Genomic DNA, 20,414 nt, shown 5'->3' with positions numbered 1-20,414 from the left:
CGGGGGCGGCTAACCCGGCATCCATGCCGGGTTGCCCACTGCGCAGAACCTCCACTCGGCCTTCCGACGGGGCAGATCAAGATCAAAAGCCAAGGCAAAAACGAGGCGGCCTGCCAGCCGACCTGGCTCTTTGTTCGTACGCATCCCCCTGTAGGAGCCGGCTTGCTGGCGATGGCGTCCTGCCCTACCGCTATCGCCAGCAAGCTGGCTCCTACAAGGGAAATGCACATGCGTTTGGATAAATACGATCAACTGTAGGAGCCGGCTTGCTGGCGATAGCGTCCGTCCAGCCAATAAATATGTTGGATGACCCACCGCCATCGCCAGCAAGCCGGCTCCTACAGGGGGCGCGTACGCTTTTGATTCTCACCACTCATCAGGCCGAGCGTTAGCTCGCCTTCCGCTTTTGATCTTGAGGTACACGCCCCCTCGAGAGGCCGAGTGGAGGTTCTGCGCAGTGGGCAACCCGGCATGGATGCCGGGTTAGCCGCGCACGGCCATGGATGGCCGATCGCGGCGGGCCCACGGAGCAGGACCGGAGCGAGGGTATGCCGAGCCACAGCGAGGCACCGAACGAAAGGGGCAAAAGCCCTTGGTTACTTGGGGCTCTTCCAAGTGACCCGCCGTAAGGGCGGAACCAATAGAAGCCGTTACCGCAAAAACGGATATACCCCCAACCAACCAACCAACCGCGCACCAGACAATGCCCTCATTTGCCCATAACCCCCATGTCTGCTAGTGTCGCGCCGGTTTAACGTCAACCGGAAATCGCCGCCATGGCCCGCAAAAAAGCTGCACTGGATTTCGAACAATCCCTCGCCGACCTGCAAACGCTGGTAGAGCGACTGGAGAACGGCGAACTGTCGCTGGAAGACTCGCTGACGGCTTTCGAGCAAGGCATCGGTCTGACCCGTGATTGCCAGGCAGCGCTGGCCCAGGCCGAGCAGAAGGTTCAAGTGCTGCTCGAACGTGATGGCGAGCTCGCCGAGGAACCCTTCGACGCGGATCAACCAGAATGATTGCAGCGTATTCGGCGACGAGCCAGGCCCGCGTCAACGCGGCACTGGAAACCCTGTTCAACGCACCAAGCCCGGAACTCGCGCGGCTCTACGAAGCCATGCGCTACAGCGTGATGAACGGCGGTAAACGCGTGCGTCCGCTGCTGGCCTACGCAGCGTGCGAAGCGCTGGGCGGCAAGCCCGAGCAAGCCAACGGCGCTGCCTGCGCGGTGGAGCTGATCCACGCTTATTCGCTGGTGCACGACGATTTGCCGGCGATGGACGACGACGATCTGCGTCGCGGCCAGCCGACCACCCACAAAAAATTCGATGAAGCCTGCGCGATTCTCGCCGGTGACGGTTTGCAGAGCCTGGCCTTCAGCGCCCTGCTCGACCCGCGCCTGAGCACGTCCGACGCTGAGATCCGCCTGCAAATGGTCAGCGCATTGGCATTGGCAGCAGGGCCGGCCGGCATGGTCGGCGGTCAAGCCATCGACCTCGGTTCGGTCGGCTTGAAGCTCGATCAGAAAGCCCTCGAATACATGCACCGGCACAAGACCGGCGCGCTGATTGAGGCCAGCGTCAAACTCGGCGCCCTCGCCAGCGGCCGGGCCGAGAAAGACGAACTGAAGTCCTTGCAGACTTATGCACAGGCCATCGGCCTGGCCTTCCAGGTGCAGGACGACATTCTCGACGTCGAAAGCGATACCGAAACCCTCGGCAAACGCCAGGGCGCCGACATCGCGCGCGACAAACCGACCTACCCGGCCCTGCTCGGCCTCGATGCGGCCAAAGCCTACGCGCTGGAACTGCGCGATCAGGCCCTGCACGCGCTGCGACCGTTTGACGCGGCCGCCGAGCCATTGCGCGATTTGGCCCGGTATATCGTCGAACGGCGCAGCTGACAGCGTATCCGCCAAAAAAGAGCAACGCGTGGGCAGGGGCCGATGCATCAGGTAAACTGCCGCCTCTTCTATACCTATAACGATTCGCCTGATGCCCACGACGTTTCATGAGATTCCCCGCAAGCGCCCGACCACGCCCCTGCTCGACCGTGCCAACACGCCGGACGGCCTGCGCCGGTTAGGCGAAGCCGAGCTGGAAACCCTGGCCGATGAGTTGCGCCTGGAATTGCTCTACACGGTCGGTCAGACCGGCGGGCATTTCGGTGCCGGCCTGGGCGTCATCGAGCTGACCATCGCGTTGCATTACGTCTTCGACACCCCGGACGACCGACTGGTGTGGGACGTGGGTCATCAGGCCTATCCGCACAAGATCCTCACCGGCCGTCGCGAGCGCATGGGCACCCTGCGCCAGAAGGATGGCGTCGCCGCCTTCCCGCGCCGCTCCGAGAGCGAGTACGACACCTTTGGCGTCGGCCACTCCAGCACGTCGATCAGCGCAGCGCTGGGCATGGCCATTGCCGCCCGCCTGCAAAACAGTGATCGCAAGGCGATTGCCGTGATCGGCGACGGCGCGTTGACCGCCGGCATGGCGTTCGAAGCGCTGAACCACGCGCCGGAAGTGGACGCCAACATGCTGGTGATCCTCAACGACAACGACATGTCGATCTCGCGCAACGTCGGCGGCTTGTCGAATTACCTGGCGAAAATCCTTTCCAGCCGCACCTACGCGAGCATGCGTGAAGGCAGCAAAAAGGTCCTGTCGCGCCTGCCCGGCGCCTGGGAAATCGCCCGTCGCACCGAAGAATACGCCAAAGGCATGCTGGTTCCCGGCACGCTGTTCGAAGAGCTGGGCTGGAACTACATCGGCCCGATCGATGGCCACGACCTGCCGACCCTGATCGCCACTCTGCGTAACATGCGCGATCTCAAAGGCCCGCAGTTCCTGCACATTGTCACCAAGAAAGGCAAAGGCTTCGCCCCGGCGGAAGTCGACCCGATCGGTTACCACGCCATCACAAAACTCGAACCGCTGGACGCTCCGGCCGCTGCGCCGAAAAAAGCCAGCGGTCCGAAGTATTCCGGCGTGTTCGGCGAATGGCTGTGCGACATGGCCGCGGCCGACCCACGCTTGGTGGGCATCACCCCGGCGATGAAAGAAGGCTCCGACCTGGTGGCCTTCAGCGAGCGTTTCCCGCTGCGCTATTTCGACGTGGCGATTGCCGAACAGCACGCCGTCACCTTCGCGGCGGGCATGGCCTGTGAAGGCGCGAAACCGGTGGTGGCGATCTACTCGACGTTCCTGCAACGCGGCTACGATCAGCTTGTTCACGATGTGGCGGTGCAAAACCTCGACGTCCTGTTCGCCATCGACCGCGCCGGTCTGGTCGGCGAAGACGGCCCGACGCACGCCGGCAGTTTCGACCTGTCGTTCCTGCGTTGCATCCCCGGCATGCTGGTGATGACCCCGAGCGACGAAAACGAACTGCGCAAAATGCTCACCACGGGCCATCTGTACAACGGCCCGGCGGCGGTGCGTTACCCGCGCGGCAACGGCCCGAACGCAACGATCGAGAAAGACCTGCAACCAATCGAAATCGGCAAAGGCGTGGTTCGCCGTCAGGGCAGCAAAGTCGCCCTGCTGGTGTTCGGCGTGCAACTGGCCGAGGCGCTGAAAGTCGCCCAGACGCTGGATGCCACCGTGGTCGACATGCGTTTCGTCAAACCGCTGGATGAAGAGCTGGTTCGCGAAATCGCCGGCAGCCACGAGTTGCTGGTGACCATCGAAGAGAACGCGATCATGGGCGGTGCCGGTGGCGCGGTCAGCGAATTCCTCGCCCGCGAGAACATCCTCAAGTCGGTGCTGCACCTGGGCTTGCCGGACCTTTACGTCGAACACGCCAAGCCCGCGCAAATGCTGGCCGAGTGCGGGCTGGACGAGGCCGGGATCGAAGCCTCGATCCGCGAACGCCTGCAACTGCTAGCTCAGTAACCCCTCCCCCTGTAGGAGCGAGGCTTGCCCGCGAAGACGATCTAACGGTCAACATAAATGTTGAATGTTATGACCTCTTCGCGGGCAAGCCTCGCTCCTACAAGTCCCGTGTTTGCTACGGATTACCGATGAATTTCTCCCGCCTCGCCCTGACGCTGACCCTTCTGCCGTCCGGCCCGCTCCTGGCCGACACCTTCGAACGCGATCAAGCCCTGAAACTGCCCGACGTGCTGATCAGCGCCAACCGCCAGGTCGAAGCGCGCAACGACAGCAGCGCCGCCAACACCGTGTTCACCCGCGACGACATCGACCGCCTGCAACCGGGCAGCATCACCGACCTGCTGCGTCGCGTGCCGGGCGTGCAAGTCGGGCAAACCGGTGGGCGCGGCAGCTTGCCGGGGGTTTACATTCGCGGCACCAAATCCGCTCAGAGCCTGGTGCTGGTGGACGGTCAACGCATCGGCAACTCGACTTCCGGCGACAGCAACCTGCAACACATCAACATCGAGCAAGTCGAGCGCGTGGAAGTGCTGCGCGGCTCCCGCTCGGTGATTTATGGCAGCGATGCGATTGGTGGGGTGATCCAGATTTTCACCCGTCGTGGCGCCGAACAAGGCCTGCAACCGCGCCTGCACATGGGTTTTGGCAGTAACCAGACGTGGGAGCGCAGCCTTGGCGTGTCCGGTGGCGATGAGCAAACCCGCTTCAACCTGGGCGCCAGTCTCGATGAGACCGCCGGGATCAATCGCACCCACGCGTCGTACCCCAGCGATGGTGATCACGATGAGTATCGCAACAAGTCGGTGAGCCTGAGCCTGAGTCACGCCCTCACCGATGACCTCGAAATCGGCGCCAACCTGCTGGATAACCGTGGCAAAAGCGCGTTCGACAACCCGTTCGGCCGCTTCGATGCCACCACCTTCGAATCGGTCCAGCAGCAGCCTTACAACGAATTCACGGTGAGCAGCCTCAGCAGTTACCTCGATGCGCGCATCAACGACCGGTGGAAAACCCGCGTTGAGTTCGGCCACAGCGAAAACCGCGAGCAGACCTTCGACAAGCTCAACGATGAACGCAGCGTGTTCAACACCTACCGAGACTCGGTGAACTGGCAGAACGACCTGACGCTTGATGCGCGCAACAGCCTGATCCTCGGCGGCGATTGGTACGAAGACCGCATCAACAGCAGCACCGCATTCGACGAGGACAGCCGCTGGAACCGCGCGGCATTTATCCAGCATCGCTATCAGGCCGACAGCTTTTCCACGGAACTGGGCCTGCGCCGCGACCAGAACCAGCAGTTCGGCAGCCAGAACAGCTGGAGCGGCACCTTCACCCTGCCGTTGAACCCGGATAACGATGTGCTGCTGACCTACAGCGAAGGCTTTCGCGCACCAACGTTCAATGACTTGTATTACCCGGATTTCAGCAATCCGGACCTGAAGCCTGAAACCTCGAAAAGCTACGAGCTGCAATGGCGCAGTCAACTAACCGAAAACAGCCGCCTCGAAGCCTCGCTGTATCGCACCGATCTCAAGGACGCGATTATCTTCGGCAGCAACAACCGCCCACAGAACGTCGCCTCGGCACGGATCAACGGGTTTGAAGCGGCGTTGAAGCAGGAGCTGTTCGGTTGGCAGAGCAACCTTGGCGTGGCGTTCATCGACCCGCGGGATCGCGACAGTGGGCACACCCTGGCGCGTCGTGCACGGCGGACCTTGAGCCTGGATCTGGATCGACAGTTTGATCGACTGGGTCTCGGCGCCAGTTGGCAAGCGGTGAGCAGCAGCTTTGACGATGAGGACAATCGACAGCCGTTAGGCGGGTATGCGCTGCTGGGGTTGCGCAGCAGTTGGGAGCTGAATCGTGAGATCAAGCTTGAGCTGAAGGTCGATAACCTGCTGGACAAGGGTTACAGCCGGGCGTTGTACAGCCATGACGGCAGTCAGTATGGGTATCGCGAGGAAGGTCGGGTGTGGATGTTTGGGGTGACCTGGACGCCGGAGATCTGATCCGACATTCGCGGTGTTCAGGTGGGCCTCTTCGCGGGCAAGCCTCGCTCCTACAAAGCACCGTGATCCTCTGTAGGAGCGAGGCTTGCCCGCGAAGGTGGCGCCGCGGTTTAACGATCGGGCGCTATCAATTGGCAGAGCTTGGCCGTTGCCTCAATCATCTGCCCACTCGGCCGCTCCAGCCCTTTATCCGTCACCAACCGCAATCGCCCCTGCGCCACCGCCGCCACTTGCGGCCAGGCCTTCCACGCCTCCAGCTGCGCCTGATCACTGGCCAGAATCACCTCGGGATTGCGCTGCAACACCGCCTCCACGCTGACCTGCGGCGCTGGCAATGTCAGGTCGGCAAACACATTGCGCGCGCCGCACACGTCCAGCGCATCACTGATGATCTGCCCGCCACCGACGGTGTACAGCGGACGATCCCAGACCTGATAAAACACCCGCAGCGGTTCATCCCGTCGATAGCGCTGGCGCAGTGCATCGAGGCGCTGACGCAGTTCGCTGGCCAATGTCGCCCCTCGCTCGGGCCGGCCAAGCTGCGTGGCAATCGCCTCGATTTGCGCGGTCAGTTGGTCAAGAGTGTGGGGGTCGGCGACGTACGTGGGGATGTTCAGGTGCTTGAGTTGTTCACGCTGGGCCGAGCCGACGCTGCCGGGCCAGAGCAGCAACAAATCGGGTTTGAGGCTGAGCAACTGCTCCATGTCCAACTGGCCGTAGCGGCCAACGGAAGGCAGGTCTTTGAGTTCAGCGGGACGATCGCCGGCATCCAGTACGCCGACCAGAAGATCAGCCGAACCCAGCTCAACGACGATTTCAGAGAGAGACGGCGCAAGGCTGACGACGCGCTCGACCGCAATAGCCGAAGCGCTGACGACCAGCAGCAAAACCGCCAGCCCGATGCGGCGCATCAGCCGAGTTGACGCGGGATACGGTAGAGGTAGAACAGCACCGTGGTCGACAGCGCCAACAGCACCAACGGCACCGCTTCAAGACCGACGAATACGGCCAACGCACCGATCCAGGCCGGTAAACCGGCGGCCAGAAACGCAGTGCGGCGCTTGGCAGCCAGGACAATCCACGCGGCGGGCTCTTCAGGGGTATCGAGGGCTTTCTGGGTGGCGATCAGTGCGTGTTTGTAGCCACCGAAAAACTTCAGGCTGACAAACATCGAGGCCACACCGGCGATGAACAGCGGCATCGCCAGCACCGGCAGGATCGCCTCGCCCTGGCCAAACACGCCGTTGATCACGAACAGCGGCAGCAGGGCCAGCGCCAGGTATTGCCACCAGCTGACGGACAGTCGGCGCCGCACTTGACCGCGGGTCACGCCCGGTCTACCTCACCCTGATGCTCGTTGCCCATCATGTGGTCGAGCTTGCTGGCCTTGGTGGCCAGGTAGAGTTTGTTGTGCGGATTGTGGCCAGTGTGCAGCGGCACGCGCTCGGCGACGACGATACCCATGTCGGTCAAGGCTTTGACCTTGCGCGGGTTGTTGGTCATCAGGCGCAGGGATTTCACCCCCAGGTGCTCAAGCATCGGCAGGCACATGGCGTAGTCGCGCTGGTCGGCGGCGAAGCCCAGACGCTCGTTGGCTTCAACGGTGTCGGCGCCGCCGTCCTGCAATTCATAGGCGCGGATTTTGTTCAGCAGGCCAATGCCACGGCCTTCCTGACGCAAATACAGCAACACGCCACGGCCTTCGCGGGCGATGGCCTGCAAGGCAGCCTCGAGTTGCGAGCCGCAGTCGCAGCGCTGGCTGAACAAGGCATCGCCGGTCAGGCATTCAGAGTGCAAGCGGCCGAGTACCGGGGCACCGTCGTCGAACTCACCGAGGCTCAGTACAACGTGCTCGCGCCCGTTCTCTTCATCGAGAAAGCCATGCATGGTGAATTGCGCAAAAGGCGTTGGCAGCTTGGAAGCGGCGACAAAAACGACAGGCACCGGTGTGCTCCTGATCAATAAGTACTGGAGATTCGCAGACGCGGCATTGTAACAGCAGGTTCCTACAGACGCTTAGGCTGAATTATGGAGCATAACGATCTAAAAGTTTGATCACCGAATGCGCAACAACACCTGTAGGAGCCGGCTTGCTGGCGATAGCGGAGGTTCAGCCTGCATATTTATCGCCTGAATGGACGCCATCGCCAGCAAGCCGGCTCCTACAAAGTTCGCGGTGTGCCGCGGAACTTGTGTTCAATTCGGGTCGAACGGATACGGCTGTTTCCAGCGTTCGAAAATCGGTTTCAACTGGCCGTTTTTGACCAGCACGTCCATTCGCTCGTCGAACAGCGCCATCAGTTTCCGCGCCTTGGGCGTATTGGCAAAGCACAGGTACAGCGGCAATTCCGCGATGTGCGTGCGCCGGAACTGGGACGGATCCTTGGTCCAGCGGAGCACGTAATCCACCTCGGTCAGCGCGTCGATGTAGTAGTCGGCACGGTTGTGGGTCAGCATCGACAGAATGCCGGTGCGCCGCATCACCTCGTTATAGCGACGTACGTTGGGCAGGTAATCCTGGAAGCTGTAACCCCGGACCCAGGCCAGCCGGTAGTTGCCCAGCGTTTGCGGCGTCGGCACCGGATTGCTGGCCAGCCCCAGGGCGTAAATGTGATCGGTGTCGTAATTCCAGCGCGGATACAGCAAGTCGCTGACGTCATCCCGATAACCACCGACACAGGCGTCCACTTCGCCACGCTGCGCCAGGCCGATGGCGCGAATGTAGGGTTCGGTCCTGATGTCCAGTTTGACGCCGACCGGTTCGAAGACTTCGCGCAACACGTCCCAACCCAGGCCATGGCCATCGGCGGCGGTGTAATCCTCCCAGTCTTCGCTGGCCAGATGAATCACCGATGGCGTTGTCACTGCCTCCCCCGCCTGGGCGAGCGAAGCAAACAGTGCGAAACCCATCACAGCCAACCAGCGTCGAGCCATCCTAGTTCCCTGTTCCGCCACTCAGGCGAAAATCCATACCAGCCCCTGCATCGCCAACCACGCGAACACCCCGGCCAATACGTCGTCGAGCATGATCCCGACACCACCGTGCACATGCCGGTCAATCCAGTGAATCGGCCACGGCTTGAGGATGTCGAAGAAGCGGAACACCAGGAAACCCGCGAGCAACCAGTACCAGCCTTCCGGCACCAGCCACAGGGTGATCCACATCCCGACCATTTCGTCCCAGACGATGCCTTCGTGGTCGTGCACCCGCAGATCGTCGGCCACTTTGCCGCACAGCCAGAAGCCGAACAGCATGGTGATGCCCAGCATCAGCCAGTAACCCCAGTCGGGCAGCATCTGCCACAACGGAATAAAGGGTAGCGCAACTAACGAACCCCAGGTGCCCGGTGCCTTTGGCAAGGTGCCCGAGCCGAAGCCGAACGCCAGGAAATGCCAGGGATTGCGCCAGACCGACGGCGGTACGAATTCCGCCGGAACCTGTTTGGGATGATCTGTCACGGTGTCTCCCGAAAATGTTGATAGCCCCGTGCTTGCGGGGTGATGTCTTGTCCGGCGGCATCCAGCAGCACAACGCCCTGCCCCGTGACCACGCGCCCGATCACATGGATTGGCCAGCCATCTGCCAGCAACCCCGGCAACTCGACGGGCGGTAAGGTGAAGGCCAGTACGTAATCGTCACCACCGCTCAGGGCGGCGTTTTCGGCGCCCGATTGACCGAGGAAGGCCACTAAGGCCTTCGACAGCGGCAAGCGGTCCCGCTCAACCTGAATGCCGACCCTCGACGCGAGCGCGATGTGCCCGCAGTCGGCGAGCAAGCCATCGGAGATGTCCAGCGCCGAAGTGGCTTTACCGCGCAACGCCTGGCCCAGCGCGAGTTGCGGCTGTGGCGACCAGTAATGCGCCAGCAGCGGATCGGCGATGGCGGCTTCAGCCGTGCGCTGACCGAGCACCAGCGGCAAGGCACCGGCGGCGTTGCCCAGCTCACCGCCGACACACAGCAGGTCGCCTGGTTGCGCACCGCTGCGGGTCAACGCCAAACCACTTGGCACACGCCCGAACACGGTCATGGTCAGGCTCAGTGGCCCACGGGTAGTGTCGCCCCCCACCAGCGCGACGCCGCAGTTCTGCGCCATGCGGTTCAAACCACGGGCATAGGCGTCCAGCCAATCGGCGGTTACCGTCGGCAAGGTCAGGGCAAGGGTAAAGGCAACGGGGGTGGCGCCCATGGCCGCCAGATCGCTGACGGCCACGGCCAGCGAACGCTGACCGAGCAGAAACGGGTCGCAGGGGTCTGCGAAATGCACACCGGCCACGAGCGTGTCGGTGGAAATCGCCAGCTGCTCCCCGGGGGGAACAGCGAGCAAGGCGCAGTCATCGCCGATCCCGAGGGCAACGCCTTCGCCGCCCTGCGCACAAGGCGCGGCGGCGAAGAAATTGCGGATCAGCTCAAACTCGCCCATAGCAGTTACAAGCGCGGATCAGCGCTTGAACGCCTTCACTTCAGCTTCACGCAGACGCGGGGCCAGCTTGTCGAGTACACCGTTGACGAACTTGTGGCCGTCGGTGGAACCGAAGACTTTCGCCAGTTCGATACCTTCGTTGATCACAACGCGGTAAGGCACGTCGACGCGCTCGAGCAGTTCCCAGGTGGACAGGCGCAATACCGCCAGTTCAACCGGATCCAGCTCTTCGATGGTCAGGTCCAGGCAAGGTGTCAGTGCGGCGTCGATACGGTCTTTCTGCGCGGGAACCCCATGCAGGATTTCACGGAAGTAGGCGCCGTCGACATCGCTGAAATCGTTATCGACCCGGAACTGCGCTTCGATCTCGTTCAGCGATTGCCTGGCCATGTGCCATTGGTACAGCGCCTGAGTCGCGAGCTGACGGGCTTCGCGACGCTTGACGCTTTTCGATGGCTTGCCGGCATCCGCAGGCTTTGGATCGCGCGGGTTGAAACGATCGCTTTCGTCGCTAATCACTTGGCCTCCAACTGCGCCAGCAGGCTGACCATTTCCAGAGCGGACAGGGCAGCTTCGGCACCTTTGTTACCGGCCTTGGTGCCGGAACGTTCGATGGCTTGCTCGATGGAATCAACGGTCAGGACGCCGAAGGCAACCGGAACGCCGAACTCCATGGACACCTGGGCCAGGCCCTTGGTGCATTCACCCGCCACGTATTCGAAGTGCGGAGTACCGCCACGAATGACCGCGCCCAGAGCGATGATGGCTGCGAACTCGCCCTTCTGAGCGACTTTCTGCGCAACCAGCGGGATTTCGAAGGCGCCAGGTGCGCGGATGATGGTGATGTCGCTTTCGCTCACGCCATGGCGAACCAGGGCATCAACTGCACCGCTGACCAGGCTTTCAACAACGAAGCTGTTGAAACGGCCCACTACCAAAGCGTAGCGGCCTTTAGGGGCGATGAAGGTACCTTCGATGGTCTTCAGGGTCATTCGTTAGTTCTCTTAAAGAGCCGGGACGCGTCTTCTACGCGTCCCTCAGTGATATTTGAACCGCGAATACAGGGCCGGGAACAACCGGTCATTATTCGGAGGGCACGTATTCTACAACTTCCAGATCGAAACCGGATATCGCATTAAATTTCATTGGCGCAGACATCAGGCGCATTTTGCGCACGCCCAGGTCCCGAAGGATCTGCGAACCGGCACCGACGATGCTGTAGGTGGTCGGTTTTTTCACGGCTGCGTGATCGGCGGTTTCGCGGATGTGCGCCAGCAACACGTCGCCATCGAGCGGGTGACCGAGCAACAGCACCACGCCGCTGCCAGCCTCGGCAACCGCGGCCATGGCGGCGCGCAGGCTCCAGCGGCCCGGTTGCTTGACCATCAACAGGTCGCGCAGCGGGTCCATGTTGTGCACGCGAACCAGGGTCGGTTCTTCGGCGCACACGGTGCCCAGGGTCAGTGCCATGTGCACGTCGCCTTCCACGGAATCACGATAGGTCACCAGGTTGAATTGGCCCAGTTCGCTGTCCAGCGGCTGCTCGGCAATCCGCTGAACGGTACGTTCGTGGATCATCCGGTAGTGAATCAGGTCGGCGATGGTGCCGATCTTGATGTTGTGCTCGGCGGCGAAAGCTTCCAGTTCGGCGCGACGGGACATGGTGCCGTCGTCGTTCATCACTTCGCAGATCACGCCGCTCGGCTCGAAACCGGCCATGCGCGCGAGGTCGCAGGCAGCTTCAGTGTGGCCGGCGCGAGCCAGGGTGCCACCGGCCTGGGCCATCAGCGGGAAGATGTGGCCGGGGCTGACGATGTCTTCAGCCTTGGCGTCTTTCGCGGCAGCGGCCTGCACGGTGCGCGCACGGTCGGCGGCGGAGATGCCGGTGGTCACGCCGGTGGCGGCTTCGATGGACACGGTGAACTTGGTGCCGAAACCGGAACCGTTGCGTGGCGCCATCAACGGCAGCTTCAGCGTTTCGCAGCGCTCGCGGCTCATCGGCATGCAGATCAGGCCACGGGCGTGCTTGGCCATGAAATTGATGTGTTCGGCCTGGCAGCACTCGGCGGCCATGATCAGGTCGCCTTCGTTCTCGCGGTCTTCGTCATCCATGAGGATGACCATCTTGCCTTGGCGGATGTCTTCAACCAGTTCTTCGATGCTATTGAGCGCCACAAGGCACCCCCTTGGGTCAGGATTTGAGGTAGCCGTTGGCGGCCAGAAAGCTTTCGGTAATGTTACTGGAGGTTGGCTCTGCGGCCTTGTCGCCCAGCAACAGGCGCTCCAGGTAACGGGCCAGCAAGTCCACTTCCAGATTCACCCGGCGACCCGGCTGGTACGACGCCATGATGGTTTCGCTCAGGGTGTGCGGAATGATCGTCAGCAGGAACTCGGCGCCATCGACCGCGTTCACGGTCAGGCTGGTGCCGTCGACGGTGATCGAGCCTTTGTGGGCGATGTACTTGGCCAGTTCTTTCGGTGCACGGATGCGGAATTCCACGGCACGTGCGTTCTCGGTGCGGGCAACCACTTCGCCCACGCCATCGACGTGACCGCTGACCAGGTGCCCGCCGAGGCGAGTGGTCGGGGTCAGGGCTTTTTCCAGATTGACCGGGCTGCCGCTTTTCAGGTCGTTCATGGCGGTGCAGTCGAGGGTCTCGCGACTGACGTCCGCGGCAAAGCCGTTGCCTGGCAGCTCAACGGCCGTCAGGCACACGCCGTTGACCGCGATGCTGTCGCCCAGTTTGACGTCGCTCAGATCGAGCTTGCCGGTTTCTACATGGACCCGCACATCTCCGCCTTTTGGGGTCAATGCACGAATACTGCCGATGGATTCGATGATGCCGGTAAACATGAAGTCCTCCTCGAGAACAGGGCCGTCGCGTGGCGCAGGCCCGGAATTATACGCTCGCCGTCGGCGCAGGAATGGCAATGACTCGCCAGTCATCGCCAACCGCGCGGATTTCAGTGATTTTGAGCTCGGGCGCGTCTTTCATCTGCGCCAGTGGCCAGTCCAGCAACGGGCGCGCTGACGAGCCCAGGAACTTGCCGGCGATGAAAATCTGGAATTCATCCACCAGACCTTGCTGGGCAAAGGCCCCGGCCAGACGCGGACCGGCCTCGACCAGCACTTCGTTGACGCCGCGATTGGCCAGTTCAACCAGCAACTTGCGCAGGTCAACCAAGCCATCGTCGCCGGCCACGATCAGGCATTCCGGGCCGTTGGCGTATTGTTCTTCAATCGCCATGCAGGTGGCGACCAGCGCCGGACCGGCCTTGAAGAATGGCGCATCGAGTGGCACGCGCAGGCGGCCATCGATTAAAACGCGCAGCGGCGGACGACTCATTGCCAACGCGGTTTGCTCGGCGTCCAGCCCCAACTCGTCAGCGCGCACGGTCAAACGGGCGTTGTCCGCCAGCACTGTGTCGGCGCCAGTCAGCACCACGCTGGCCTGGGCGCGCAGGCGTTGAACCGCCGAACGTGCGGCCGGGCCGGTGATCCATTGGCTTTCGCCGCTTTCCATCGCCGTACGACCGTCGAGACTCATGGCCAACTTGACCCGCACGAACGGCAAGCCGTGTTCCATGCGCTTGAGGAAGCCTTGATTGAGCTTGCGTGCCTCACCTTCCAGCACACCGCTTTCGATGGCAATGCCGGCCTGAGCCAGACGCTGCATGCCACGACCGGCCACCGACGGGTTCGGGTCCTGCATCGCCGCGACGACGCGTGCGAGGCCGGCATTCACCAGCGCATCGGCGCAAGGCGGCGTGCGGCCGTGGTGGCTGCACGGTTCGAGGGTCACGTAAGCGGTGGCACCACGGGCCTTGTCGCCCGCAGCGCGCAGCGCGTGGACTTCGGCGTGGGGTTCGCCGGTGCGCTCGTGCCAGCCTTCGCCGACAATCTGCCCGTCCTTCACGATCACGCAGCCGACACGCGGGTTGGGATGCGTCGTGTAGTGGCCTTTGCGCGCCAGTTCCAGGGCGCGGGCCATGTAATGGGCGTCGAGGATGGCAAGCTCTGTGGAGGTGGTCATTCTTTCACCGGCTCACGGGCCAGGCGATCGATCTCTTCGCGGAACTCGTTGAGGTCCTGGAAGCGCCGATACACGGAGGCGAAACGAATGTAGGCGACTTCATCGAGCTTTTGCAGCTCGGCCATCACCAGTTCACCGACCACGAGGGACTTGACCTCGCGCTCGCCGGTGGCGCGCAGCTTGTGTTTGATGTGCACCAGCGACGATTCGAGGCGCTCGACACTCACCGGGCGCTTCTCCAGCGCACGCTGCATGCCGGCGCGGAGTTTTTCTTCGTCGAACGGCTGGCGGCTGCCGTCGGTTTTGATCAGGCGCGGCAACACCAGTTCAGCGGTTTCGAACGTCGTGAAACGCTCGCCGCAGGCCAGGCATTCGCGCCGGCGGCGCACCTGTTCGCCCTCGGCGACCAGACGCGAGTCGATGACCTTGGTGTCGTTGGCACCGCAGAAGGGACAGTGCATGGTGGCAGGCAACAAAAAAAGGGAGGGCCATGGTAGCGCATCCCGGTGGCAAGACAAGCCATAGGGTTTGCGGTATACAGACTGGCTATAGAGAATGATCCATGGATTTCACCTTGCTGGAGCCGCAAATGTCACTCAGACCGCTCGTATTGCTCAGCCTTTTCAGCCTGTTGGTGGCCTGCAGCAGCGATGCACCCAAGCCCCAGCCGCCAACGCCCGGCCCCGCTCCACAGGCGGCGCAGAAAAAAGCCCGCGAGTCCGCCAACCTCGGTCCGTTGCCCGCTTATCAGCGTGAATTGAGCGGCACCTTGCAAGGCGTGCCGGCCGGTGCCGAAGTCGAATTGGCGCTGCTGGTGATCGATGACAAGGATCGCCCGCAACAATTGCTCGCCAGCTCCAGCCTGATCGGCACCAATCAGGTATTGCCGTTTCACCTGCGCTTCAACCCGGATTCGTTTCCGGCCGGTGCCCGCGTGGAACTGCGGGGCCGCGCCAGCCAGTCCGGCCAGCTGATTCTGCACCTGCCGTCGCAAGTCATCACCCAGCCGACGACCCAGGCCCTGGGTCAACTGCAATTCGTCAAAGCGCCATGATTGCACCGCTCGACCTGCAACAGGCGTTGGGGGAGTTGCTGGGCGATGCACAACTTGTCCCGGTCGCCTTGCCCGATACCGCCCTGAAACTCTGGCTGATCGACGGCGACAACATGGACCGCGCCTTCAGCCCGGAAGAAACCCGGCGGATTCTGCATGAACCGCCGTACTGGAGTTTCTGCTGGGCCAGCGGGTTGTCGATGGCCCGCTACCTCGCTGAATTCCCCGAGTGGGTCAAAGGCAAACGCGTGCTGGATTTTGGTGCCGGTTCCGGCGTCGCGGGGATTGCCGCGGTGAAGGCCGGGGCGCTGGAAGTGGTGGCGTGTGACCTGGATCCGCTGGCGATTGCCGCCTGTCGGGCGAATGCCGAACTCAATGAAGTGGAGCTGAGTTACTCGACGGACTTTTTCGCCGAGGCGGATCGCTTTGATCTGATCCTGGTGGCCGATGTGCTGTACGACCGGGAGAATCTGCCGCTGCTCGATGAGTTTTTGAGTCGCGGCCGAGAGGCGCTGGTGGCGGATTCACGGGTTAGGGATTTTCGTCATCCGCTGTATCAACGCATCGAAATGCTCGAAGCGATGACCTTGCCGGATCTGGCCGAGCCTGAAGAGTTTCGGTATGTGAGCCTGTATCACGCGCGGCGCGCTTAAAAGCTTCGCGGGCAAGCCTCGCTCCTACAGGTTTAGTGCCGCTCTTAATAACGACGCGGACCTGTAGGAGCGAGGCTTGCCCGCGAAGGCCATCTGTCAGACTGCGCACACTTTCAGCCACCCCCCACCAAGCCGTATAGTTGCCCCATTCACGCTTTTACGAGATCCCCCATGAGTCAGCAAACGCCGTACATTTTCGACGCCACGACTGCCGATTTCGACCAGTCGGTGATCGAGAACTCTTTCCACAAACCGGTGCTGGTGGATTTCTGGGCCGAATGGTGTGCGCCCTGCAAAGTGCTGATGCCGATGCTGCAGACCATCGCCGAGAGCTATCAGGGCGAGTTGCTGCTGGCCAAGGTCAACTGCGATCTGGAACAAGACATCGTCGCTCGCTTCGGCATCCGCAGCTTGCCGACCGTGGTGTTGTTCAAGGATGGCCAGCCAGTGGACGGTTTTGCCGGTGCGCAGCCGGAATCCGCCGTCCGCGCCATGCTCGAGCCTCACGTACAAATGCCGCCACCGGCGGCGGCTGATCCATTCGAACAGGCTCAGGCGCTGTTTGACGAAAGCCGTTTCGCTGACGCAGAAGCCATTCTCAAAGTGCTGCTGGGCGAAGACAACACCAACGCCAAAGCGCTGATTCTGTATGCCCGTTGCCTGACAGAGCGGGGCGAGCTGGGTGAAGCGCAAATCGTGCTCGACGCGGTGAAAAGCGATGAACACAAGGCCGCATTGGCCGGTGCAAAAGCGCAAATCCAGTTTCTCGGCCAGGCCAAGGACTTGCCGGATGCCGCCGACTTGAAGGCGCGCCTGGCGAAGAATCCGCAGGACGATGAAGCGGTGTATCAACTGGCGATCCAGCAACTGGCCCGTCAGCAGTACGATGCGGCGCTGGATGCATTGCTCAAGCTGTTCGTGCGTAACCGCAGCTACAGCGAAGGTTTGCCGCACAAGACGCTGCTGCAAGTGTTCGAATTGCTGGGCAATGATCACCCGTTGGTGACCACGTATCGCCGTAAGCTATTTGCTGCGCTGTATTGATCGCAACCTTGTAGGAGCACGGCTTGCCGGCGAAGGCGTCCTTGAGATCGCCTTCGCGAGCAAGCTCTGCTCCTACAAATTGGGGTTGATCCAGCTGTAGAGCGGCGTATCACCGCCGCTCGACACTTTCACTTCCGCGCTATGCCGCAACCGCACCAGCAGTCGCTTGCCCGACGCTGCACTGCCAGTCAAACCTTCCAGTTGCTCCAGCAAATCCGGCCCGCTCAGTTGCCCGGCCTTGCGCAGCAGATCCTTTGCGACCTGCCACTGCGCATCATCCTGATTCACCGGTTTGGCCGGCGTCGCACTGACCTCTGGCTTGACCACCTGCACCTGCGCGCCGAGTCGCGCCCAGTCAGCGTCGTCCATCTCCAGGGTCAAATCCACCGGCCAGTCGCCGATGCTTCCGCGTATACGCAACATGGTTTCGCTCCCGCACATTTCTGACCTGCATGCTCCCATGGGACTTGTGCAACGCCAAGTAGCCGGTCAAACTCCTCGCGCTTACGTTATAAGATTACATAACAAACTCTTCATTTTACTTTTCGGAGACCCGCCATGCGCCGTCTGCTGCTCGCTTTGCCGTTTGCCCTGTTGCCGCTGGCCATCGCCCATGCCGCCGATGAGCATGATCACGACCATGAACACGGCAGCCTCGGTGCCCACGAGCATGGTGTCGGTCGCCTGAACGCAGCGCTGGACGGTCAGACCCTGGAGCTGGAACTGGAAAGCCCGGCGATGAACCTGGTGGGTTTCGAACACGCGGCCGCCAGCGACGCCGACAAAGCCAAAGTCGCCGCCGCCCGTGCGCAACTTGAAAAACCGCTGACCCTGTTCAACCTGCCGAAAGCGGCGGGTTGCGTGGTCGCGACTCAGGAACTGGAAAGCCCGCTGTTCGGTGACAAGCCGGATGCCGATGATGATCATGATCATGACGACGATGCCAAAGACGAGCATCACCACGACCACAGCGAAATCCACGCTCACTACCAGTTCACCTGCGCAACGCCGGGCGCACTGAAAACCCTGGATCTGGCAAACCTCTTCAACACGTTCCCGGCGACCCAGAAAATTCAGGTACAACTGATCAGCCCGAGCGGGCAGCAAGGGGTAGAAGTGACGGCCAAGGCGGCCGCCCTGAAATTCTGAACCCACCGCCCCCTGTAGGAGCGAGGCTTGCCCGCGAAGAGGTCGTCACATTCAACATTGATGTCGACTGGCAGTATGCCTTCGCGGGCAAGTCGGATCGCCGCCCGCTCGCTCCTACAAGGGATTGGTGTTGCATGTGAAATTGAGACAACCCAATGAAACCGGTGTTATGACCCAAGCACTCATCGAACTGTCCGACCTGGGCTTCAGTTGGCCCGGTCACCCGCCGCTGCTGGACATCCCGGCCTTTCGCCTGGAACCGGGTGAAACCCTGTTCCTCAAAGGCCCCAGCGGCAGCGGCAAGACCACCCTGCTCGGCCTGCTCGGTGGCGTGCAAAAGCCCGATCGCGGCAGCATTCGCCTGCTCGGCCAGGAACTGACCGAACTCGGTGCCGGGGCGCGTGATCGCTTTCGCGTCGATCACACCGGCTACATCTTCCAGCAGTTCAACCTGCTGCCGTTTCTCTCGGTGCGCGAGAACGTCGAGCTGCCCTGCCACTTCTCCAGGCTGCGCGCCGAACGGGCGATCCAGCGCCATGGCAGCGTCGATCAGGCGGCGGCGACCTTGCTCGCTCATTTGGGTTTGAAGGATGAAAGCATCCTCGGTCGCCGTGCCGACTCGCTGTCCATCGGCCAACAGCAACGCGTCGCCGCCGCCCGTGCGTTGATCGGTCAGCCGGAGCTGGTGATCGCCGACGAACCGACTTCTGCTCTGGATTACGACGCCCGCGAAAACTTCATTCGCCTGTTGTTCGCCGAATGCCGCGAAGCCGGGTCGAGCCTGTTGTTCGTCAGCCACGACCAAAGCCTTGCGCCGCTGTTCGATCGCAACCTGTCGCTGGCCGAACTCAATCGCGCCGCCACTCCGTCCGAGGTTTGAGATGTATTTGTTTCGTCTAGCCATGGCCAGCCTGGCTAACCGCCGCTTCACCGCGATCCTGACCGCGTTCGCCATCGCCCTGTCGGTCTGCTTGCTGTTGGCCGTGGAACGCGTGCGCACCGAAGCCAAGGCCAGTTTTGCCAGCACCATCAGCGGCACCGACCTGATCGTCGGCGCCCGCTCCGGTTCAGTGAACCTGCTGCTGTACTCGGTGTTCCGCATCGGCAATGCCACCAACAACATCCGCTGGGACAGCTTCGAGCACTTCGCCAACAACCCGAAAGTGAAGTGGGCGATCCCGATGTCGCTGGGCGATTCCCATCGCGGGTATCGGGTGATGGGTACCACCGAGGCGTACTTCGAGCATTACCAGTACGGTCATCAACAACACCTGGAACTGGCTGACGGTCGCGCCTTCGCCACCGATCCGTTCGAAGTGGTGCTCGGCGCCGAAGTGGCCGATGCACTGCACTACAAACTCGGCGACAAACTGGTGCTGGCCCACGGCGTGGCGGTGATCAGCCTGGTCAAGCACGACGACAAACCGTTCACGGTGGTCGGCATTCTCAAACGCACCGGCACCCCGGTGGACCGTACATTGCACATCAGCCTCGGCGGCATGGAAGCGATTCACATCGACTGGCACAACGGCGTGCCGGCGCGCGGCAACGGTCGGATCAGCGCTGATCAGGCACGCAACATGGACCTGACGCCACAAGCGATCACCGCGTTCATGCTGGGCCTCAACAGCAAGATTTCGACCTTTGCCCTGCAGCGCGAAATCAACGAATTCCGTGGCGAACCGATGCTGGCGATCCTGCCGGGCGTGGCGCTGCAAGAGTTGTGGAGTTTGATGAGCACCGCAGAAAAAGCCTTGTTCGTGGTCTCGCTGTTTGTGGTGCTGACCGGGTTGATCGGCATGCTCACGGCGATTCTCACCAGCCTCAATGAACGTCGGCGCGAGATGGCGATTCTGCGCTCAGTGGGCGCGCGGCCATGGCACATCGCGACGTTGCTGGTGCTGGAGGCGTTTGCCCTGGCGCTGTCGGGCGTGATCGCCGGCGTGGCCCTGCTGTATGTGGGCATCGCCGCTGCGCAAGGTTACGTGCAGGCCAATTACGGTCTGTTTCTGCCGCTGGCGTGGCCCAGCGAATATGAATGGACGCTGCTCGGTGGCATCCTGATCGCCGCGCTGCTGATGGGCAGCGTGCCGGCGTGGCGCGCGTATCGCCAATCCCTGGCCGATGGCCTGTCGATCCGACTATGAGGACGTT

Annotated in this window: 23 protein-coding genes; 10 read left to right on the top strand and 13 right to left on the bottom strand. The window is 62.1% G+C overall.

The features are described from left to right. The first annotated feature begins 776 nt into the window (after positions 1-776). The 4 genes from KGA82_RS28780 to KGA82_RS28765 all read left to right on the top strand — a co-directional run bounded on the left by KGA82_RS28780 (position 777) and on the right by KGA82_RS28765 (position 5,905). The gene (locus KGA82_RS28780) at positions 777-1,019 is read left to right on the top strand and encodes an exodeoxyribonuclease VII small subunit (protein WP_007894317.1); all 243 of its coding nucleotides are present in this window, start codon (positions 777-779) and stop codon (positions 1,017-1,019) included. Further along, positions 1,016-1,903, top strand: a complete 888-nt coding sequence (ispA, locus tag KGA82_RS28775; protein ID WP_192228067.1) for a (2E,6E)-farnesyl diphosphate synthase — start codon at positions 1,016-1,018, stop codon at positions 1,901-1,903. The genes KGA82_RS28780 and ispA overlap by 4 nt, the downstream gene beginning before the upstream one ends. Positions 1,904-1,994: 91 nt before the next feature. Next, entirely contained in the window at positions 1,995-3,893 is a 1,899-nt protein-coding gene (gene dxs / locus KGA82_RS28770) for a 1-deoxy-D-xylulose-5-phosphate synthase (protein WP_223453256.1), read from the top strand. A 128-nt stretch (positions 3,894-4,021) separates the two neighbouring features. After that, on the top strand, positions 4,022-5,905 hold the full coding sequence (locus KGA82_RS28765) for a TonB-dependent receptor domain-containing protein (protein WP_223453255.1): 1,884 nt from the start codon (positions 4,022-4,024) through the stop codon (positions 5,903-5,905). A gap of 110 nt (positions 5,906-6,015) precedes the next feature. On the opposite strand, the gene KGA82_RS28760 is transcribed toward KGA82_RS28765, so the two are convergent. The 12 genes from KGA82_RS28760 to nrdR form a co-directional block, all read right to left on the bottom strand. Then, positions 6,016-6,816 carry a cobalamin-binding protein gene (locus KGA82_RS28760; RefSeq protein ID WP_223453254.1) on the bottom strand — a complete coding sequence of 267 codons (801 nt, stop codon included), beginning with the start codon at positions 6,814-6,816 and terminating at the stop codon, positions 6,016-6,018. Further along, a complete protein-coding gene (locus KGA82_RS28755; protein WP_008033728.1) occupies positions 6,816-7,235 on the bottom strand; it encodes a hypothetical protein in 420 nt (139 codons plus the stop codon). Before KGA82_RS28755 ends, KGA82_RS28760 begins: the two co-directional genes overlap by 1 nt. Then, on the bottom strand, positions 7,232-7,849 hold the full coding sequence (ribA, locus tag KGA82_RS28750) for a GTP cyclohydrolase II (RefSeq protein WP_008033730.1): 618 nt from the start codon (positions 7,847-7,849) through the stop codon (positions 7,232-7,234). The genes KGA82_RS28755 and ribA overlap by 4 nt, the downstream gene beginning before the upstream one ends. 252 nt (positions 7,850-8,101) lie before the next feature. Beyond that, a complete protein-coding gene (locus tag KGA82_RS28745) occupies positions 8,102-8,839 on the bottom strand; it encodes a substrate-binding periplasmic protein (protein ID WP_223453253.1) in 738 nt (245 codons plus the stop codon). Positions 8,840-8,860: 21 nt separating this feature from the next. Further along, positions 8,861-9,364, bottom strand: coding sequence for a phosphatidylglycerophosphatase A (locus tag KGA82_RS28740; protein WP_008033735.1), 504 nt, complete (start codon positions 9,362-9,364; stop codon positions 8,861-8,863). Next, positions 9,361-10,326, bottom strand: coding sequence for a thiamine-phosphate kinase (gene thiL, locus KGA82_RS28735; protein ID WP_223453252.1), 966 nt, complete (start codon positions 10,324-10,326; stop codon positions 9,361-9,363). The genes KGA82_RS28740 and thiL overlap by 4 nt, the downstream gene beginning before the upstream one ends. Before the next feature lie 18 nt (positions 10,327-10,344). Next, entirely contained in the window at positions 10,345-10,845 is a 501-nt protein-coding gene (gene nusB, locus KGA82_RS28730; RefSeq protein ID WP_008042952.1) for a transcription antitermination factor NusB, read from the bottom strand. Continuing rightward, positions 10,842-11,318, bottom strand: coding sequence for a 6,7-dimethyl-8-ribityllumazine synthase (ribE, locus tag KGA82_RS28725; RefSeq protein ID WP_003228649.1), 477 nt, complete (start codon positions 11,316-11,318; stop codon positions 10,842-10,844). Before ribE ends, nusB begins: the two co-directional genes overlap by 4 nt. A gap of 91 nt (positions 11,319-11,409) precedes the next feature. Continuing rightward, on the bottom strand, positions 11,410-12,501 hold the full coding sequence (gene ribBA / locus KGA82_RS28720; RefSeq protein ID WP_008033745.1) for a bifunctional 3,4-dihydroxy-2-butanone-4-phosphate synthase/GTP cyclohydrolase II: 1,092 nt from the start codon (positions 12,499-12,501) through the stop codon (positions 11,410-11,412). 16 nt (positions 12,502-12,517) lie between these two features. Further along, a complete protein-coding gene (locus tag KGA82_RS28715) occupies positions 12,518-13,180 on the bottom strand; it encodes a riboflavin synthase (RefSeq protein ID WP_008033746.1) in 663 nt (220 codons plus the stop codon). Positions 13,181-13,226: 46 nt separating this feature from the next. Next, on the bottom strand, positions 13,227-14,360 hold the full coding sequence (ribD, locus tag KGA82_RS28710) for a bifunctional diaminohydroxyphosphoribosylaminopyrimidine deaminase/5-amino-6-(5-phosphoribosylamino)uracil reductase RibD (RefSeq protein WP_192228073.1): 1,134 nt from the start codon (positions 14,358-14,360) through the stop codon (positions 13,227-13,229). Further along, positions 14,357-14,821 carry a transcriptional regulator NrdR gene (gene nrdR / locus KGA82_RS28705; protein WP_003228656.1) on the bottom strand — a complete coding sequence of 155 codons (465 nt, stop codon included), beginning with the start codon at positions 14,819-14,821 and terminating at the stop codon, positions 14,357-14,359. Before nrdR ends, ribD begins: the two co-directional genes overlap by 4 nt. A gap of 128 nt (positions 14,822-14,949) precedes the next feature. On the opposite strand from nrdR, the gene KGA82_RS28700 reads away from it, so the two are divergent. The 3 genes from KGA82_RS28700 to trxA all read left to right on the top strand — a co-directional run bounded on the left by KGA82_RS28700 (position 14,950) and on the right by trxA (position 17,111). Further along, positions 14,950-15,414, top strand: coding sequence for a YbaY family lipoprotein (locus tag KGA82_RS28700; protein WP_032829111.1), 465 nt, complete (start codon positions 14,950-14,952; stop codon positions 15,412-15,414). Further along, positions 15,411-16,067, top strand: a complete 657-nt coding sequence (locus KGA82_RS28695) for a class I SAM-dependent methyltransferase (protein ID WP_008042945.1) — start codon at positions 15,411-15,413, stop codon at positions 16,065-16,067. The genes KGA82_RS28700 and KGA82_RS28695 overlap by 4 nt, the downstream gene beginning before the upstream one ends. Before the next feature lie 171 nt (positions 16,068-16,238). Continuing rightward, on the top strand, positions 16,239-17,111 hold the full coding sequence (trxA, locus tag KGA82_RS28690) for a thioredoxin (RefSeq protein WP_008042944.1): 873 nt from the start codon (positions 16,239-16,241) through the stop codon (positions 17,109-17,111). A gap of 72 nt (positions 17,112-17,183) precedes the next feature. Here trxA and KGA82_RS28685 read toward each other — a convergent pair whose 3' ends face one another. Beyond that, complete coding sequence (locus tag KGA82_RS28685) at positions 17,184-17,534, bottom strand: hypothetical protein (protein WP_223453251.1); 351 nt, start codon at positions 17,532-17,534, stop codon at positions 17,184-17,186. A 135-nt stretch (positions 17,535-17,669) separates the two neighbouring features. Between KGA82_RS28685 and KGA82_RS28680 the strand changes: the two genes are divergently transcribed. The 3 genes from KGA82_RS28680 to KGA82_RS28670 all read left to right on the top strand — a co-directional run bounded on the left by KGA82_RS28680 (position 17,670) and on the right by KGA82_RS28670 (position 20,407). After that, a complete protein-coding gene (locus KGA82_RS28680; RefSeq protein ID WP_223453250.1) occupies positions 17,670-18,260 on the top strand; it encodes a DUF2796 domain-containing protein in 591 nt (196 codons plus the stop codon). Positions 18,261-18,429: 169 nt separating this feature from the next. After that, positions 18,430-19,140 carry an ABC transporter ATP-binding protein gene (locus KGA82_RS28675; RefSeq protein ID WP_223453249.1) on the top strand — a complete coding sequence of 237 codons (711 nt, stop codon included), beginning with the start codon at positions 18,430-18,432 and terminating at the stop codon, positions 19,138-19,140. Between the two features lies 1 nt (position 19,141). After that, the gene (locus KGA82_RS28670) at positions 19,142-20,407 is read left to right on the top strand and encodes an ABC transporter permease (protein ID WP_008033758.1); all 1,266 of its coding nucleotides are present in this window, start codon (positions 19,142-19,144) and stop codon (positions 20,405-20,407) included. The last annotated feature ends 7 nt before the right edge of the window (positions 20,408-20,414 follow it).

This window comes from Pseudomonas sp. BF-RE-22 (assembly GCF_019956155.1).
GTDB lineage: Bacteria > Pseudomonadota > Gammaproteobacteria > Pseudomonadales > Pseudomonadaceae > Aquipseudomonas > Aquipseudomonas migulae.
The sequence above is the reverse complement of the archived record's forward strand: the minus strand, read 5'-3'. Positions and strand labels throughout refer to the sequence as shown.